The organism is Klebsiella sp. NPDC088457, assembly GCF_044900465.1.
In the GTDB taxonomy this organism is placed as follows: domain Bacteria; phylum Pseudomonadota; class Gammaproteobacteria; order Enterobacterales; family Enterobacteriaceae; genus Klebsiella.
This window is the reverse complement of record NZ_JBJDNH010000004.1, coordinates 96,531-113,292: the sequence shown is the minus strand read 5'-3', so window position 1 is coordinate 113,292 and position 16,762 is coordinate 96,531. Positions and strand designations below refer to the sequence as shown.

Here is a 16,762-nt window from a genome sequence, read left to right as displayed (position 1 = left end):
AGCTGACGGTGCGCCGCTCAGTCGGGGCACCGTTTATCCCTGCGGCTGGTTGCTGATCAGCCGCGACATTGTCTCCAGCGAATCCGTCCGCAGAATATAGAGCCTTTTCAGTAAAAACGGATTATCCCCCGGTTTCACCTTGCCTCTCACCGTGGTCACCGCCATATGAAAACCAGCGTCGTTCGCCGCTTTAACCGCCGTCGCGTTGTAACCGCCAAAAGGATAGGAGAGATAGAGCACGTGCGGATTGAACTGCGACAGCGCGCGGCGCGAATGCTCAAAATCAAACAGGATATTATGGTAACTGCGGCTCAACAGAATCGGATGACGCATGCCGTCGACCCGATGCAGAAAGTGCGTATGGGACTGGACGTCAAAGACCTCCTGAATCTGCTTTAACTCGGAAATGCTCATAAACTGCAGCGATTTCGGGTCCCACTTCTGCGGATGGCGCTTGATACGCGACGAGATAATAAACGCCGTGGCGTGAAAGCCATACTGCTTGAGTAGCGGCCAGGCGTAGCGGTTGACCGACTTCAGGCCATCGTCGAAGGTAATCACCACCGAGCGGGCCGGTAGGTTGATTTTATTGCGCAGGTAACCTTCCAGCTGGTACATATTCAGCGTGGTGTAACCCCGATCGCGCAGCCAGGTCATCTGGTTGCTGAAGGCGCGTACCGAAGTCGTGGTGGAGGTATGGCGAAAGCGGGTGTTCTCTTCGTCGCGCAGAATATGGTGGTAGGTCAGCACCGGGATACCGTGGTCTTCCTGGGCGTCAAGGCTGCTGATCCACGCCAGACGGTTACCGATGCGAATTTGAAACCAGGTCTGGTTGAGACGGTCTTTCAGCTTGCTGATAATCGGATAACGTAAATTATTCGCCAGCGTGCCAAATGGCGCACTCCCGGCGGATGGCGCATCATAGACCGGCGTATCTTTCCAGGTGAGCAAATTCTGGTTACTCAGCGGCTTATGCAAATCGCCAAGGTTGTCCTCAACCCGCTGCTTGCCCTGGACCGGTTCAAGATGCCCCTTGTCGATAAAGCCGGTGCCGAAACCGAAGCTGAATTCATAATAATCCGCGGCCGTCGGCACCACGGCGATAATTTGCCCGGCCCGCACGTTACCGACGCTCATCACCTCATTTCCCACCTGCGCCCAAATCACCGCATCTTCGGTAGTCTGCATATAGCGGGCGGGAAGACCCTGCTGGCTTAACAGGCTGGCGGAGACGCCGACTGACGTCAGCAGCAGGAACAGAGCAACAATTCGGGCAAACATGCACGTCGGACCGGTAGGGAAAACAGCCGCCATTGTAACAAAAGCGGCATCAATACCAATGCTTAATTGCCAAACGCGTCATGCCGCAGGCGGAAAGGCGGATTTTTTTGCTGCTGGTGCCAGAGGCTGCTGACCACCGGGCCGCCGGCGCTGACGATCGTTTCGCGGAACGCGGCGCTGCTCAGGGTGTGGCGCAGCAGATACATCTGCTCCAGCAAGCCATAGCTGATCCCGGAGATCACTTCGCAGTGGGTATGCTTATGGCTCATCAGCGCCGCCACGCGATACGGCGCCGCGCCGGTTTTATCCGTCAGAAAAATGACGCCGTCGCCGCTGTCCGCGGCGTGCAGGGCGTCGCACATCATCCGGCTCAGCATGTTACTGCTCATATTGCGCCAGTAATTAACCGCCCGGCATTGTTCCAGCGGACCAAACTTTTTTTCCAGACTATCCAGCAGCTCCTGCGCCGTTTCGTCATGACAGGTAATCACCCAACCTAACATCGCCAGCCTCCTTAGCAGGAGGATACTGTAACAAAGGGGATATCGCAGAGGGGTGATGGCAGTCAAGATTAGCGGATAGCGCTTCGCGTCAACCGCCCGCGAAGCGCCATCGCCTGCTTAGCTGCGCAGACCGCGGCCACGCTGGATCAGGTACCAGCACAAAATGTAGAAGGCGACGATAAACACCACCAGCACGCCGAAAGTCGTAATCAGCGGAACATCATTGATACCGAGGAAACCGTAGCGGAAGCCGCTGATCATGTAGACGATCGGGTTCAGGTGCGACAGCGCCTGCCAGAACGGCGGCAGCAGAGTCAGGGAGTAAAATACCCCGCCGAGGTAGGTCAGCGGCGTCAGCACGAAGGTCGGGATCAGGCTGATATCGTCAAAGGTTTTGGCAAATACCGCGTTCAGCAGGCCCGCCAGCGAAAAGAGCACGGCGGTCAGCACCAGCGTCAGCCCGACGAACAGCCAGGAGTGTACCTGGAACGGGACGAAGAACAGCGAGATCGCGGTGACCAGAATCCCCACGCACAGCCCACGCGCCACCCCGCCGCCGACATAGCCGGCGATGACGACATGGGTCGGCACCGGGGCGACCAGCAGCTCTTCAATGTTGCGCTGGAATTTCGCGCTGAAGAAAGAGGAGGCCACGTTGGCATAGGCGTTGGTAATCACCGCCATCATAATCAAACCCGGCACGATAAACTGCATATAGGTAAAGCCATGCATTTCCCCGATCCGCGAGCCGATCAAATTGCCAAAAATGACAAAGTAGAGGGTCATGGTGATCACCGGCGGTACCAGCGTCTGGATCCAGATGCGCATAAAGCGATGAATTTCTTTGGTCCAGATGCTTTTCAGCGCGACCCAGTAAAGCTGCATCATGCTGATTCTCCTTTCTTGTCATGCACCAGCGTGACAAACAGCTCTTCCAGACGGTTGGCTTTGTTACGCATACTTAAAACCTGAACGCCCTGGGCGCTCAGCTGCGCGAAGACGCTGTTAATCCCCTGCTCGCGCAGCACTTCCACTTCCAGCGTGGAGGTATCCACCAGACGATACTGGTAGCCCTCCAGCGTCGGCAGCGGGCTTTTCGGCGCCAGATCGAGGATAAAGGTTTCTGATTTCAGCTTGGAGAGCAGCGCTTTCATCGAGGTGTTTTCCACCAGCTCCCCGCGCTGAATAATCCCGATGTTGCGGCACAGCATTTCCGCCTCTTCCAGATAGTGGGTGGTCAGAATGATGGTGGTGCCTTTATCGTTCAGATCCTTGAGAAACCCCCACATTGAGCGGCGAAGCTCGATATCAACGCCCGCGGTCGGCTCATCGAGAATCAGCAGTTTTGGTTCATGCATCAGCGCCCGGGCAATCATCAGACGGCGCTTCATCCCGCCGGAGAGCATCCGCGCGCGCTCGTTGCGCTTTTCCCACAGGTCGAGCTGTTTTAAGTACTTTTCGCTGCGCAGGAGCGCTTCTTTATGCTCCACGCCGTAGTAGCCGGCCTGGTGAACGACGATCTGCTGAACGGTTTCAAACGGGTTAAAGTTGAACTCCTGCGGCACCAGACCGAGCTGGCGCTTGGCGTTCACCACGTCCTTTTGCAGGTCATAGCCAAAGACGTTGACCTCGCCGGAGGTTTTATTCACCAGCGAGCTGATAATACCGATGGTGGTAGATTTCCCCGCGCCATTCGGGCCAAGCAACGCATAAAAGTCCCCCGCCTGCACCTGCAGATCGATCCCCCGCAGCGCCTGAACCCCGCCGGGGTAGGTCTTGGTGAGCTTTTTTAGTTCAAGAGCAATGGTCATTAAATATCTCTTCTCGTGTCTGACACGCGATGGGTTGTTTTAAAAAAAGTGAGGTTACCCTATATTAGCCCAACGCACTTACCTGGTTATAGGCCGTGAACTTCCATGAATGATATAGATACACTCATCAGCAACAATGCACTATGGTCAAAAATGCTGGTGGAAGAAGACCCCGGCTTTTTCGCAACATTGTCACAAGCGCAGAAACCCCGCTTTCTCTGGATTGGATGTTCTGACAGCCGCGTTCCCGCTGAACGGTTAACCGGCCTTGAGCCCGGCGAACTGTTTGTCCATCGCAACGTCGCAAACCTGGTGATCCATACCGACCTCAACTGCCTGTCCGTGGTGCAGTATGCCGTTGATGTGCTGGAAGTTGAGCATATCATCATCTGCGGCCACTATGGCTGCGGCGGCGTGCAGGCCGCGGTGGAGAACACCGAGCTGGGGCTTATCGACAACTGGCTGCTGCATATTCGCGACATCTGGTTCAAACACAGCTCGCTGCTGGGCGAAATGCCCGAAGAGCGTCGGCTTGATACCTTATGTGAGCTGAATGTGATGGAGCAGGTCTATAACCTGGGGCACTCGACTATTATGCAGTCGGCGTGGAAGCGTGGTCAGAAAGTGACGATCCACGGTTGGGCCTATGGTATTCACGACGGTCTGTTACGCGATCTCGATGTGACCGCCGTCAGCCGCGAAACCCTGGAGCAGCGCTACCGCCAGGGAATTTCCAACCTCAAGAGCAAGCACGTCAACCATAAGTAACCCACCTGCATTCTGTGCCCCGCAGCAGAGATGACGCCTGCTCCGGGGCCAGGTCAACCTTACTCGTCCAGCAGAACCACTTTGCCGACGTATGGCAAATGGCGATAGCGCTGAGCGTAGTCAATACCGTAGCCCACCACGAACTCATCCGGGATCGCAAAGCCGACAAATTCCACCGGCACGTTCACTTCACGGCGGCTCGGCTTATCCAGCAGCGTACAGATAGCCAGTGATTTGGGTTCACGCAGGCTGAGGATCTCGCGCACTTTCGACAGCGTGTTGCCGGAATCGATAATGTCTTCCACAATCAATACATCTTTACCGCGGATGTCTTCGTCCAGGTCTTTGAGGATTTTAACATCGCGGGTGGTCGACATGCCGCTGCCGTAGCTGGAGGCGGTCATAAAATCGACTTCATGCGGCACCTGGACTTCACGGCACAGATCGGCCATAAACATAAATGAACCGCGCAGCAGCCCGACCAGCACCATCTCGCTGCCGCTGTCTTTGTAGCATTCGTTGATTTGACGACCCAGTTCGGCGATACGCGCTTTGATCTCGGCTTCCGGGATCATCACTTCTACAGTATGTTTCATTAAACTAACCACTTGATTCTTAATATAAATCATCAACATCTCTGCCATCGCACCGACGTTGACCAGCAAGCTAACCAGTATACCAGTAAAAAGAAATATACGATGCAGGGAATAATAAAGCCCATTTTGTGATTCCGATCACACTTGTTAAATCCTATAATTAATTGCATTTCAAAAATTAACAAACAACCGAGTGTCTTTCTATGGCAGAAACAAAATCTCAACAATCACGGCTTCTCGTGACGCTGACAGCTCTCTTTGCGGCGTTCTGCGGCCTGTATCTTCTCATTGGCGGGGTATGGCTGGTCGCGATTGGCGGCTCCTGGTACTACCCTATCGCAGGCCTGGTGATGCTGGGCGTCACCGTGATGTTGTGGCGCGGCAAACGTTCAGCGCTGTGGCTCTACGCCGCACTGCTGCTCGCCACCATGATCTGGGGCGTCTGGGAAGTCGGCTTTGACTTCTGGGCGCTGACCCCGCGTAGCGATATCCTGGTGTTCTTCGGCATCTGGCTGATCCTGCCCTTTGTCTGGCGACGCCTGCCGATCCCATCGGGCGGCGCGGTAGCCGGGCTGGTTGTGGCGCTGCTGATCAGCGGCGGTATCCTGACCTGGGCTGGCTTTAACGATCCGCAGGAAGTCAACGGCACCCTGAGCGCCGATGCGACGCCGGCGGCACCGATTTCTGCCGTAGCCGATGGCGACTGGCCGGCATACGGCCGTAACCAGGAAGGACAACGTTACTCGCCGCTAAAGCAAATCAACGCCGATAACGTGAAAAACCTGAAGGAAGCGTGGGTATTCCGTACCGGCGACCTGAAGCAGCCGAACGATCCGGGTGAAATCACCAACGAAGTGACGCCGATTAAAGTCGGCAATATGCTGTACCTGTGTACCGCTCACCAGCGTCTGTTCGCGCTTGATGCGGCCACCGGGAAAGAGAAATGGCACTTTGATCCACAGCTGAATGCGGATCCGTCCTTCCAGCACGTGACCTGCCGTGGCGTCTCTTATCACGAAGCGAAAGCGGATAACGCGCCGGCTGACGTTGTCGCCAACTGCCCGCGCCGGATTATTCTGCCGGTCAACGATGGTCGCCTGTTCGCCATTAACGCCGACAACGGTCAGTTGTGCGAATCCTTTGCCAACAAAGGTATTCTCAATCTGCAGACCAACATGCCGGTTACCACGCCGGGGATGTATGAACCGACATCGCCGCCGATTATTACCGACACCACCATTATCATCGCCGGTGCGGTCACCGATAACTTCTCTACCCGCGAGCCGTCAGGCGTCATTCGTGGCTTCGATGTCAACACCGGTAAACTGCTGTGGGTGTTCGATCCGGGCGCGAAAGATCCTAACGCCATTCCGGGCGATGAACATCACTTCACGCTGAACTCGCCTAACTCCTGGGCGCCGGCGGCCTATGATGCGAAGCTGGACCTGGTGTACCTGCCGATGGGCGTGACCACTCCGGATATCTGGGGCGGCAACCGCACGCCGGAACAGGAACGCTACGCCAGCTCGATCGTGGCGCTGAACGCCACCACCGGTAAACTGGCATGGAGCTATCAGACCGTTCACCACGATCTGTGGGACATGGATATGCCGTCTCAGCCGACGCTGGCGGATATCGAGGTCAACGGTAAAACCGTGCCGGTCATCTACGCGCCGGCGAAAACCGGGAATATCTTCGTCCTCGATCGTCGTAACGGCGAGCTGGTGGTTCCGGCGCCGGAAAAACCGGTTCCGCAGGGCGCAGCGAAAGGCGATTACGTCGCCAAAACTCAGCCGTTCTCCGACCTGAGCTTCCGTCCGAAGAAAGATCTGACCGGCGCCGATATGTGGGGCGCCACGATGTTCGATCAGCTGGTGTGCCGCGTGATCTTCCATCAGTTGCGTTATGAAGGCATCTTCACTCCGCCGTCAGAACAGGGCACCCTGGTCTTCCCGGGTAACCTGGGGATGTTTGAGTGGGGCGGTATTTCCGTCGACCCGAACCGTCAGGTGGCGATTGCCAACCCGATGGCGCTGCCGTTTGTCTCCAAACTGATCCCGCGCGGCCCGGGCAACCCGATGGAACCGCCGAAAGATGCGAAAGGTTCCGGTACCGAATCCGGCATCCAGCCGCAGTATGGCGTACCGTTCGGCGTGACCCTCAACGCCTTCCTGTCGCCGTTTGGTCTGCCGTGCAAACAGCCAGCCTGGGGTTACATCTCCGCGCTGGATCTGAAAACCAACGAAGTCGTGTGGAAAAAACGTATCGGTACGCCGCAGGATAGCCTGCCGTTCCCGATGCCTGTCCAGCTGCCGTTTAACCTTGGTATGCCGATGCTGGGTGGCCCGATCTCCACCGCGGGTAACGTGCTGTTCATTGGCGCCACCGCCGATAACTACCTGCGCGCTTACAATATGAGCAACGGTGAAAAACTGTGGCAGGCCCGCCTGCCAGCGGGCGGCCAGGCAACGCCGATGACCTATGAAGTGAATGGCAAACAGTATGTTGTCATCGCCGCCGGCGGTCACGGTTCGTTTGGCACCAAAATGGGCGACTATATTGTCGCTTACGCCCTGCCTGACGAAGCCAAATAAGCGGTGCAGTAAAACGACAGTCACAACAAAAGGCCCGGTGAGAACCGGGCCTTTTCTTTTGCGGAAGGCGAAATAAAATAAGCGCCGTAGTCTCCTTCCTGCGCCGCATCAGATTAAACCGTAAAGCCGAGCATCATCCCGGTGTCCTCATGTTCCAGCAGGTGGCAGTGCGCCATGTAGGCATACTCTTTCGCTGCCTCATGCTCGAACTTCACCAGTACTTCACTGACCCCGCCATCGACCCGCACGGTATCCTTCCATCCGCTACGATGCGCGGCAGGCGCTGCGCCATTTTCCGACAGAATGCGGAACTGGGTGCCGTGAATATGGAACGGGTGTAGCATCATGTCGCCTTTGCCGGAGATGACCCAACGCTCGTATTGCCCTCTTGCCGCAGCGAACATCGGCAGATTCATATCAAAGGCTTTGCCATTGATCCGGTTGGCGTTATGGAAATCGAAACCCGCGGCGCCGTGGTTCATCTGCCCCATCGCGCCGTGATCCATATGACTCATCTCGCCATGATTCATCTGCCCCATATCGCCCATCTTGCCATCGCTCATCATCCTGCCATGGTCCATGCCGGACATCGCCTGGTCACCGTATTTCTGCATCAGAGCCTGCATTCCCATCATATCGAGCATCGGGTCCATAGAGAGCTGAAGCGTGCGCTGGGTCAGCCCGTCCAGAGACGGCAGCGCCGGTATCTCGACCAGGGTATCCAGCAGCTTGCCGGAGGCCTGGATGGTCAACGGCTGAATGCGTAATACCGGCTGGGGTTGGTCAAACGGCGCAATCGCCATCCCCATCTGGCTCACCGGCAGGGTGATCAGGTCGAAAGCTTTGCCGTCGCTGGTATCGATCAGCACTTCAAAGCGTTCGCCCATTAACATCGGCAGTTCACTCACCTTCACCGGTTCGGCAAGCAGGCCGCCGTCGCTGGCCACCACGTACATCGGTCGGTTGTCGCTGGTGGAAAAATTCAGCGAACGGGCGTTGCAGCCGTTAAGTAAACGCAAACGCAGCCAGCCGCGCGGGGCGGCATGTTCCGGATAGAGCGCGCCGTTCGCCAGCAGCGTATCGCCAAACCAGCCGACGGCGGCGCTCATGATGTCGAGCTGGTAGTCGATCTCTCCGCCGGCGGTGAAACGCTTATCCTGCACAATCACCGGTATATCATCGATTCCCCACTGTTTCGGCAGCAGCAGCTGTTCGCTCCGCTCGTCAGAAATCAGCACCAGGCCCGCCAGCCCCATGGCCACCTGACGACCGGTTTTGCCGTGTTGATGCGGGTGAAACCAGCAGGTGGCGGCCCGCTGGCTGGGGGTAAAGTTCACGCTGCGGGAAGCGCCTGGCGCAATGATCCCCTGCGGCCCGCCGTCGACCTCACCCGGCACCTCCAACCCATGCCAGTGTACGGTGGTCTCTTCGCTCAGACGGTTATGGATATCCACGGTCACCGCCTCCCCTTTTTTGAGCTTCAGGGCGGGGCCCAGCAGACTTCCGTTATAACCCCAGGTGGTGGCCTGGTGGGGACCAAACTGGGTCTTCCCGGCCTGGATGGTTAAGGTGATGCGATTACGCGCGTCGGCGGTGAGAAGATCGGGCACCGGCAGTGCCGGACGACTGGCGGCAAAAGCCGAACGGCTCCACAACGGCAGAGCGCTAAATACGCTGGCCGCAGCGGTTAACTTGATGAATTCACGACGTTGCATTTTCACATCCTTTTCGTCTGCGGGTGAACATTTGAGTTTAAACCTTCCCCCTGGCGGAAGGTCAAGCAGAAGAGTAAGAATAAAGCTCTGCGTAGTGTAAAGAAGTATGCTAACGTTGAGCGTCCGTGATTCAATGGTAAAAAAAATGAAGACGCTTTTCAGAACAATAGTGCTCGGCAGCCTGCTTGCTCTATCCGCCAATAGCTATGCGTTAAGCGAGTCCGAAGCGGAAGATATGGCTGATTTAACGGCGGTATTTGTCTTTCTGAAAAACGACTGCGGTTACCAGAACCTACCCAATACCCAAATTCGCCGCGCGCTGGTGTTCTTTGCGCAACAGAACCAGTGGGACCTGAGCAACTATGACAGCTTCAATATGAAAGCGCTCGGTGAAGACAGCTACCGCGATCTCAGCGGCATCAAAATCCCGACCACTAAAAAGTGTAAGGCCCTGGCCCGCGATTCACTCAGTCTGCTCGCCTACGTTAAATAGCGCGTCTTTCAATCCGTTGCCATGACATCCCCGCCGCCCGTCGCCGGCGGTTGGTCATACTTCAGCCCCCGGCGTGGCTCGATTCCCGGTATCCGGCTCTCCCTGCACGAACGACTGAAATATCCGCCGTGCATCATCATCTATAGTTGGCTATGATGTTGCGCTCGTTTTTTACGCGTGTAACGGATGTTAACAAAGGAGGAATCCGCCTGTGGCCGATAGCAATCTGTGGCATGAAACCCTGCACGACCATTTTGGTCAGTATCTGGCAGTGGATAATGTGCTGTATCACGAGAAGACCGATCACCAGGATTTGATCATTTTTGAGAACGCCGCCTTTGGCCGTGTCATGGCGCTGGACGGAGTGGTACAAACCACCGAGCGCGATGAATTTATCTATCATGAAATGATGACCCACGTTCCGCTGATGGCCCACGGTGAGGCGAAACATGTGCTGATCATCGGCGGTGGTGACGGCGCCATGCTGCGTGAAGTCTCCCGTCACAGCAGCGTCGAAACTATCACGATGGTCGAAATCGACGCCGGCGTGGTCTCGTTCTGCCGTCAGTATCTGCCCAACCATAATGCGGGCGCCTATGACGATCCGCGTTTTACCCTGGTCATTGACGATGGCGTCAATTTTGTTAACCAGACGACGCAAACGTTTGACGTGATCATCTCTGACTGTACCGATCCCATCGGCCCCGGAGAGAGTCTGTTCACGTCTGCCTTTTATGCCGGCTGTAAACGCTGCCTGAACCCAGGCGGAATCTTTGTTGCTCAGAACGGCGTCTGCTTCCTGCAGCAGAATGAGGCCATCGATAGCCACCGTAAGCTCAGCCACTATTTCAGCGACGTCAGCTTCTACCAGGCGGCGATCCCCACCTATTATGGCGGGATTATGACCTTCGCATGGGCCAGCGATAACGACGCGTTGCGCCATTTGTCCAATGAGATTATCCAGGCGCGTTTTCACAAAGCGAACCTGAAGTGCCGTTATTACAATCCGGCCATTCACACGGCGGCCTTCGCCCTACCGCAGTATCTGCAGGACGCGCTGTCCGCCAGTGACCTTAAGTAAGGGGGTGACCTAAATTGAAAAAATTGAAGCTGCATGGCTTTAACAACCTGACCAAAAGCCTGAGTTTTTGTATTTACGATATCTGCTATGCCAAAACCGCAGAGGAGCGCGATGGTTACATCGCCTATATCGACGAACTCTATAACGCCAACCGTCTGACCGAGATTTTGTCGGAAACCTGCTCAATTATCGGCGCCAACATTCTGAACATCGCCCGCCAGGATTATGAGCCGCAGGGCGCCAGCGTCACCATTCTGGTCAGCGAAGAACCCATTGACCCGCAGCTTATCGACCAGACCGAACACCCTGGGCCGCTGCCGGAAGCCGTGGTCGCCCATCTCGATAAAAGCCATATCTGCGTCCATACCTACCCGGAAAGCCACCCCGAGGGCGGGCTGTGTACCTTCCGCGCCGATATTGAAGTCTCCACCTGTGGAGTGATTTCACCGCTGAAGGCGCTGAACTACCTCATCCACCAGCTGGAATCCGATATTGTGACCATTGACTATCGCGTCCGTGGTTTCACCCGCGATATCAACGGGATGAAGCACTTTATCGACCATGAAATTAATTCAATACAGAACTTCATGTCCGATGACATCAAGGCGCTGTATGACATGGTGGATGTGAACGTCTATCAGGAAAATATCTTCCATACCAAGATGTTGCTTAAAGAGTTCGACCTTAAGCACTACATGTTCCACACCCGACCGGAAGAGTTAACCGAAGAAGAGCGGAAGGTCATTACCGACCTGCTCTGGAAAGAGATGCGCGAGATTTACTACGCCAGAAATATTCCGGCGGTTTAATGCATCGCGGAGCACGGAGGCTCCGCTAGTTTTAACGTTGGCGCATAAACTCGCGGTAGGCGGCCACGACCTGTAAAAAATCCTCGACGCCGCACAGAGAGAGGCTTTCTTCGTCGTAGTAGCTCATACCCTCTTCGATCTCATCGCCGGAAAAATCCAGCTGATTGGCGCGGATCATCACCTCTTCACCATCCAGCCATAATGTGTATTCATGCCCGGCACGCTGCCAGGAACGCTCGCTGCCTTTCACGGTACGCGCAGCCTGTTCCACTTCATCCAGCAGGGTCAGGTTCTCTTTCACTTCTTCATTAAACCAGTGCCCCACCACCTCGTGGCCCATTGACATCCGCACCTTTACCACTCCGGTAATATCGCGCAGAAATTCGTAATCCATAGTCTCTTCCTCTGCAAGGGCAATGCGTCACCGCTACATTGTACCCATAGGGTAATTATCGCAGTACCAGGGCAGAAAAAAAGCGCAGTGGGTGAAGGAACGGAAATAAAAATGCCCGGTGATGCAATGTTCACCGGGCATGGAGGAAGTTTACCGGCAATCCGTCAGCCGCGCCGACGTTTTACCTTACACCGCCGTCTGGAAGATAACCCCGTCAGCTTTCTCAGTGTACTGATCCAGCTGGTTGAAGTTCAGGTAACGATAGGTGTCCGCCGCGGTCTTGTCGACCTGGGCTACGAAGGTCTGATACTCCTCCGGCGTCGGCAGTTTGCCGATCAGCGAAGCGACCGCCGCCAGCTCAGCCGAAGCCAGATAGACGTTCGCGCCAGTACCTAAACGGTTCGGGAAGTTACGGGTTGAAGTGGATACCACCGTCGCACCGTCGGCCACGCGCGCCTGGTTACCCATACACAGGGAACAGCCAGGGATTTCGATACGCGCGCCGCTCTTACCAAACACGCTGTAGTAACCTTCTTCGGTCAGCTGCGCCGCGTCCATACGGGTTGGCGGAGCCACCCACAGACGGGTCGGCAGCTGGCCTTTGTGGCTATCCAGCAGTTTACCCGCCGCGCGGAAGTGACCGATGTTGGTCATGCAAGAACCGATAAAGACTTCATCGATTTTCTCGCCCTGCACGTCGGACAGCAGACGCGCGTCGTCCGGATCGTTCGGCGCGCAGAGGATCGGCTCTTTGATCTCCGCCAGATCGATGTCGATCACTGCGGCATATTCGGCATCAGCATCGGCTTCCAGCAGTTGCGGATCCGCCAGCCATTTCTCCATCCCCTGAATACGACGCTCCAGGGTACGACGATCGCCGTAGCCTTCTGCGATCATCCACTTCAGCAGGACGATGTTGGAGTTCAGATACTCGACGATCGGCTCCTGATTCAGCTTGATGGTACAGCCGGCGGCGGAACGCTCTGCGGAAGCATCGGTCAACTCAAACGCCTGCTCAACTTTCAGATCCGGCAGGCCTTCAATTTCGAGAATACGCCCGGAGAAGATGTTTTTCTTACCTTTCTTCTCGACGGTCAGCAGGCCCTGCTTAATCGCATACAGCGGGATCGCATGGACCAGATCGCGCAGGGTGATCCCCGGCTGCATCTGACCTTTAAAGCGAACCAGTACCGATTCCGGCATATCCAGCGGCATCACGCCGGTCGCGGCGGCAAACGCCACCAGACCTGAGCCCGCCGGGAAGGAGATACCAATCGGGAAACGGGTGTGGGAGTCGCCGCCGGTGCCCACGGTGTCCGGTAGCAGCATACGGTTCAGCCACGAGTGGATAACGCCATCGCCCGGACGCAGCGAAACGCCGCCGCGGTTCATAATGAAGTCAGGCAGCGTGTGGTGGGTGGTGACGTCAACCGGCTTCGGATAGGCCGCCGTGTGGCAGAAAGACTGCATCACCAGATCGGCGGAGAAGCCGAGGCACGCCAGGTCTTTCAGTTCATCACGGGTCATCGGACCGGTGGTGTCCTGGGAACCAACGGAGGTCATTTTCGGCTCGCAGTAAGCGCCCGGACGGACGCCGGCGACGCCGCAGGCGCGACCCACCATTTTCTGTGCCAGCGAGTAGCCGCGGCCGCTTTCGACCACATCTTTCGCGTGGCGGAAAACGTCGCTGTGCGGCAGGCCCAGCGCATCACGCGCACGGGTAGTCAGGCCACGGCCGATAATCAGCGGAATACGGCCACCGGCGCGCACTTCGTCGATCAGCACGTCGGTTTTCAGCTCGAAGGTCGCCAGCAGTTCATTGGTTTCGTGGTTACGCACTTCGCCTTTGAACGGGTAAACATCGATAACGTCGCCCATGTTCAGGTTGCTGACGTCAACTTCGATCGGCAGCGCGCCCGCATCTTCCATGGTGTTAAAGAAGATCGGCGCGATTTTGCCGCCCAGCACCAGACCGCCGCCGCGCTTATTCGGCACGTTCGGGATATCGTCGCCCATAAACCACAGCACCGAGTTGGTCGCGGATTTACGCGAAGAACCGGTACCGACCACGTCACCGACGTAGGCCAGCGGGAAACCTTTTGCCTGCAGCGCTTCGATTTGCTTGATCGGGCCAACTGAACCCGGCTGATCCGGCTCAATACCTTCACGGGCGTTTTTCAGCATCGCCAGGGCGTGCAGCGGAATATCCGGGCGGGACCAGGCATCGGGTGCCGGAGAGAGATCATCGGTGTTGGTTTCACCGGTGACTTTGAAAACGGTGACGGTAATTTTTTCCGCCAGCTGCGGACGGCTCAGGAACCACTCGGCTTCCGCCCAGGATTGCATCACCTGCTTCGCGTATTCATTCCCCGCTTTCGCCTTCTCTTCGACGTCGTAGAAGTTATCGAACATCAGCAGCGTATGGGAGAGCGCCTTCGCCGCAATCGGTGCCAGTCTGGCATCGTCCAGCGCATCAATCAGCGGGTGAATGTTGTAACCGCCCTGCATGGTGCCCAGCAGTTCAACGGCTTTTTCAGGGGTTACCAGTGGGGAGGTCGCTTCACCTTTGGCGATAGCGGCAAGGAATCCGGCTTTAACATAGGCGGCTTCGTCGACGCCCGGCGGTACACGGTTAATTAATAGGTCTAACAGGAATTCTTCTTCACCCGCAGGCGGGTTTTTCAGCAGTTCTACCAGCGCGGCCATTTGGGTTGCATCTAAGGGTTTGGCAACAATCCCAACGGCTGCACGCTCAGCTACGTGCTTACGGTATTCTTCTAGCACGACGGTTCTCCTCGCTCTCATTGTAAAATGCGGCAGGCGTTCTCTTCACGCTCCTGTGAGACAGCAGTTTGTAGGGTAAATGCCCGATACCGCGTCGGCAGCATAGCAGGATTTTGGCGAGGTGTTAATCTGTTTACAAAAAAGCAACATTAAAATTTAGCTGAATCGTTAAGGGCAAGATTTTACAGCCTTTCCGCACATTTCCCGCTATATAAATTTCACTCTGCCGGCGGCAACTGTCCAAAATGCCGGCAAAACCGGGCGATTTATGCTACCGCAGAGAGGTGATTGCCTGTGATATCCAGCCTCCACGATGCGATGGCTGCTCCCCTCAGAGAAGTGAGGCATAAAAAATGCCCGGCGCAGCATCCTGCGCCGGGCATCCCGAGATTCTGACGATATTTTAGCCCTGATGCGGCATCAATTGCGGATAGCCGCTGAAGGCGGGCTTACTGCTGCTCAATGCGGCTTCATCGTCATGGATGCTGCCTGAGTTCGCCGCCCATACGCCTTCCGTGGTTTTGCTGATTTGCTGATGCTGCGTATTCAGGTTCTGACCCATGGCGGCAATATGCGCATTCTCCGTTCCACCGCTGTTAGCGGCCCACGGAATGGAAGGATCCGCAGCGTAGGCCATACCGGATACCAGCGTTGCGGCTAACAGAGTCGTTGTTAAAAAGCGTTTCATAACCCACCCCACCCAATAATTAACCAGCTATAAGTTTACAAGGCAATTATTGTCAAAGTATCTATAACATGTAGCAGGTTATTAACGCAGACACAGTTCTAAACATCAGGCATAAAAAAAGCGGCTCTCAGAGCCGCTTGTCCCTATTGCCGGAAAGAAAAACTTACTTTTTCTTCGCTTTCGGGTTTGGCAGGTCGGTGATGCTACCTTCGAAGACTTCTGCCGCCAGGCCAACGGACTCATGCAGAGTCGGGTGCGCGTGGATGGTCAGGGCGATGTCTTCTGCGTCGCAGCCCATTTCGATAGCCAGACCGATTTCACCCAGCAGCTCGCCGCCGTTGGTGCCGACAATCGCGCCGCCGATAACACGGTGGGTCTCTTTGTCGAAGATCAGTTTGGTCATACCGTCTGCGCAATCGGAAGCGATAGCACGGCCAGATGCTGCCCACGGGAAGGTGGCAGTTTCGTAGCTGATGCCTTTCTCTTTCGCTTCTTTCTCGGTCAGGCCAACCCAGGCAACTTCTGGCTCAGTGTAGGCGATTGACGGGATCACTTTCGGGTCGAAGTAGTGTTTCAGACCGGAGATAACTTCTGCGGCAACGTGACCTTCATGCACACCTTTGTGCGCCAGCATCGGCTGACCGACGATATCGCCGATAGCGAAGATGTGCGGAACGTTGGTACGCAGCTGCTTGTCAACGCGGATAAAGCCACGCTCGTCGACTTCAACGCCAGCTTTGCCCGCATCGAGGTTTTTACCGTTCGGTACGCGACCGATAGCCACCAGCACCGCGTCATAACGCTGCGCTTCAGCCGGCGCTTTTTTGCCTTCCATGGAAACATAGATACCGTCTTCTTTCGCTTCAACGGCAGTCACTTTGGTTTCCAGCATCAGGTTGAATTTCTTGCTGATGCGTTTGGTGAAGACTTTAACCACGTCTTTATCGGCTGCCGGGATAACCTGGTCGAACATTTCAACCACGTCAATCTCTGAACCCAGCGCATGGTATACGGTACCCATTTCCAGACCGATAATACCGCCACCCATTACCAGCATACGCTTCGGTACGGATTTCAGTTCCAGCGCATCGGTGGAGTCCCATACGCGCGGATCTTCGTGCGGGATGAACGGCAGTTGAATCGGACGGGAGCCCGCCGCGATGATCGCATTGTCGAAGTTGATCACGGTTTTACCGTTTTCGCCTTCCACTTCCAGGGTGTTAGCGCCGGTGAATTTACCCAGAC

Annotated in this window: 15 protein-coding genes; 5 read left to right on the top strand and 10 right to left on the bottom strand. The window is 56.0% G+C overall.

All coding sequences use genetic code 11. From position 1 onward, the window contains the following. Positions 1 to 33: 33 nt before the first annotated feature. The 4 genes from ACI2JR_RS04440 to ACI2JR_RS04425 form a co-directional block, all read right to left on the bottom strand. Positions 34 to 1,281, bottom strand: coding sequence for a polysaccharide deacetylase family protein (locus ACI2JR_RS04440; protein WP_462477965.1), 1,248 nt, complete (start codon positions 1,279 to 1,281; stop codon positions 34 to 36). A gap of 62 nt (positions 1,282 to 1,343) precedes the next feature. Next, complete coding sequence (locus ACI2JR_RS04435) at positions 1,344 to 1,784, bottom strand: PTS sugar transporter subunit IIA (RefSeq protein WP_132729870.1); 441 nt, start codon at positions 1,782 to 1,784, stop codon at positions 1,344 to 1,346. 117 nt (positions 1,785 to 1,901) lie between these two features. Continuing rightward, complete coding sequence (locus ACI2JR_RS04430) at positions 1,902 to 2,672, bottom strand: ABC transporter permease (protein ID WP_132729871.1); 771 nt, start codon at positions 2,670 to 2,672, stop codon at positions 1,902 to 1,904. Beyond that, positions 2,669 to 3,595 (bottom strand): ABC transporter ATP-binding protein, encoded by a 927-nt coding sequence (locus ACI2JR_RS04425; protein ID WP_132729872.1) that lies wholly within the window; start codon positions 3,593 to 3,595, stop codon positions 2,669 to 2,671. Before ACI2JR_RS04425 ends, ACI2JR_RS04430 begins: the two co-directional genes overlap by 4 nt. A 105-nt stretch (positions 3,596 to 3,700) precedes the next feature. Between ACI2JR_RS04425 and can the strand changes: the two genes are divergently transcribed. Beyond that, entirely contained in the window at positions 3,701 to 4,363 is a 663-nt protein-coding gene (gene can / locus ACI2JR_RS04420) for a carbonate dehydratase (protein WP_132729873.1), read from the top strand. 59 nt (positions 4,364 to 4,422) lie between these two features. On the opposite strand, the gene hpt is transcribed toward can, so the two are convergent. After that, complete coding sequence (gene hpt, locus ACI2JR_RS04415; RefSeq protein WP_015585135.1) at positions 4,423 to 4,959, bottom strand: hypoxanthine phosphoribosyltransferase; 537 nt, start codon at positions 4,957 to 4,959, stop codon at positions 4,423 to 4,425. Positions 4,960 to 5,162: 203 nt separating this feature from the next. Here hpt and ACI2JR_RS04410 point away from each other — a divergent pair, with 203 nt between their 5' ends. Beyond that, positions 5,163 to 7,553 (top strand): glucose/quinate/shikimate family membrane-bound PQQ-dependent dehydrogenase, encoded by a 2,391-nt coding sequence (locus tag ACI2JR_RS04410; RefSeq protein WP_132729874.1) that lies wholly within the window; start codon positions 5,163 to 5,165, stop codon positions 7,551 to 7,553. A gap of 113 nt (positions 7,554 to 7,666) precedes the next feature. Here ACI2JR_RS04410 and cueO read toward each other — a convergent pair whose 3' ends face one another. Beyond that, positions 7,667 to 9,268 carry a multicopper oxidase CueO gene (gene cueO, locus ACI2JR_RS04405; RefSeq protein WP_132729875.1) on the bottom strand — a complete coding sequence of 534 codons (1,602 nt, stop codon included), beginning with the start codon at positions 9,266 to 9,268 and terminating at the stop codon, positions 7,667 to 7,669. 145 nt (positions 9,269 to 9,413) lie between these two features. Between cueO and ACI2JR_RS04400 the strand changes: the two genes are divergently transcribed. The 3 genes from ACI2JR_RS04400 (at position 9,414) to speD (ending at position 11,651) form a co-directional block, all read left to right on the top strand. Continuing rightward, the gene (locus ACI2JR_RS04400; RefSeq protein WP_015585138.1) at positions 9,414 to 9,761 is read left to right on the top strand and encodes a YacC family pilotin-like protein; all 348 of its coding nucleotides are present in this window, start codon (positions 9,414 to 9,416) and stop codon (positions 9,759 to 9,761) included. Positions 9,762 to 9,972: 211 nt separating this feature from the next. Beyond that, the gene (speE, locus tag ACI2JR_RS04395; RefSeq protein WP_132729876.1) at positions 9,973 to 10,842 is read left to right on the top strand and encodes a polyamine aminopropyltransferase; all 870 of its coding nucleotides are present in this window, start codon (positions 9,973 to 9,975) and stop codon (positions 10,840 to 10,842) included. 14 nt (positions 10,843 to 10,856) lie between these two features. Further along, a complete protein-coding gene (speD, locus tag ACI2JR_RS04390) occupies positions 10,857 to 11,651 on the top strand; it encodes an adenosylmethionine decarboxylase (protein ID WP_462477964.1) in 795 nt (264 codons plus the stop codon). A 31-nt stretch (positions 11,652 to 11,682) separates the two neighbouring features. Here the strand turns inward: speD and yacL are convergent, their stop codons facing one another. The 4 genes from yacL to ACI2JR_RS04370 form a co-directional block, all read right to left on the bottom strand. After that, the gene (yacL, locus tag ACI2JR_RS04385) at positions 11,683 to 12,045 is read right to left on the bottom strand and encodes a protein YacL (RefSeq protein ID WP_462477963.1); all 363 of its coding nucleotides are present in this window, start codon (positions 12,043 to 12,045) and stop codon (positions 11,683 to 11,685) included. Positions 12,046 to 12,231: 186 nt separating this feature from the next. Further along, positions 12,232 to 14,829, bottom strand: coding sequence for a bifunctional aconitate hydratase 2/2-methylisocitrate dehydratase (gene acnB, locus ACI2JR_RS04380; RefSeq protein WP_132729882.1), 2,598 nt, complete (start codon positions 14,827 to 14,829; stop codon positions 12,232 to 12,234). A gap of 403 nt (positions 14,830 to 15,232) precedes the next feature. Beyond that, a complete protein-coding gene (locus ACI2JR_RS04375) occupies positions 15,233 to 15,517 on the bottom strand; it encodes a hypothetical protein (protein ID WP_462477962.1) in 285 nt (94 codons plus the stop codon). A 163-nt stretch (positions 15,518 to 15,680) separates the two neighbouring features. After that, on the bottom strand, positions 15,681 to 16,762 hold a 1,082-nt coding region (locus ACI2JR_RS04370), incomplete at its 5' end, for a dihydrolipoyl dehydrogenase family protein (protein ID WP_462477961.1).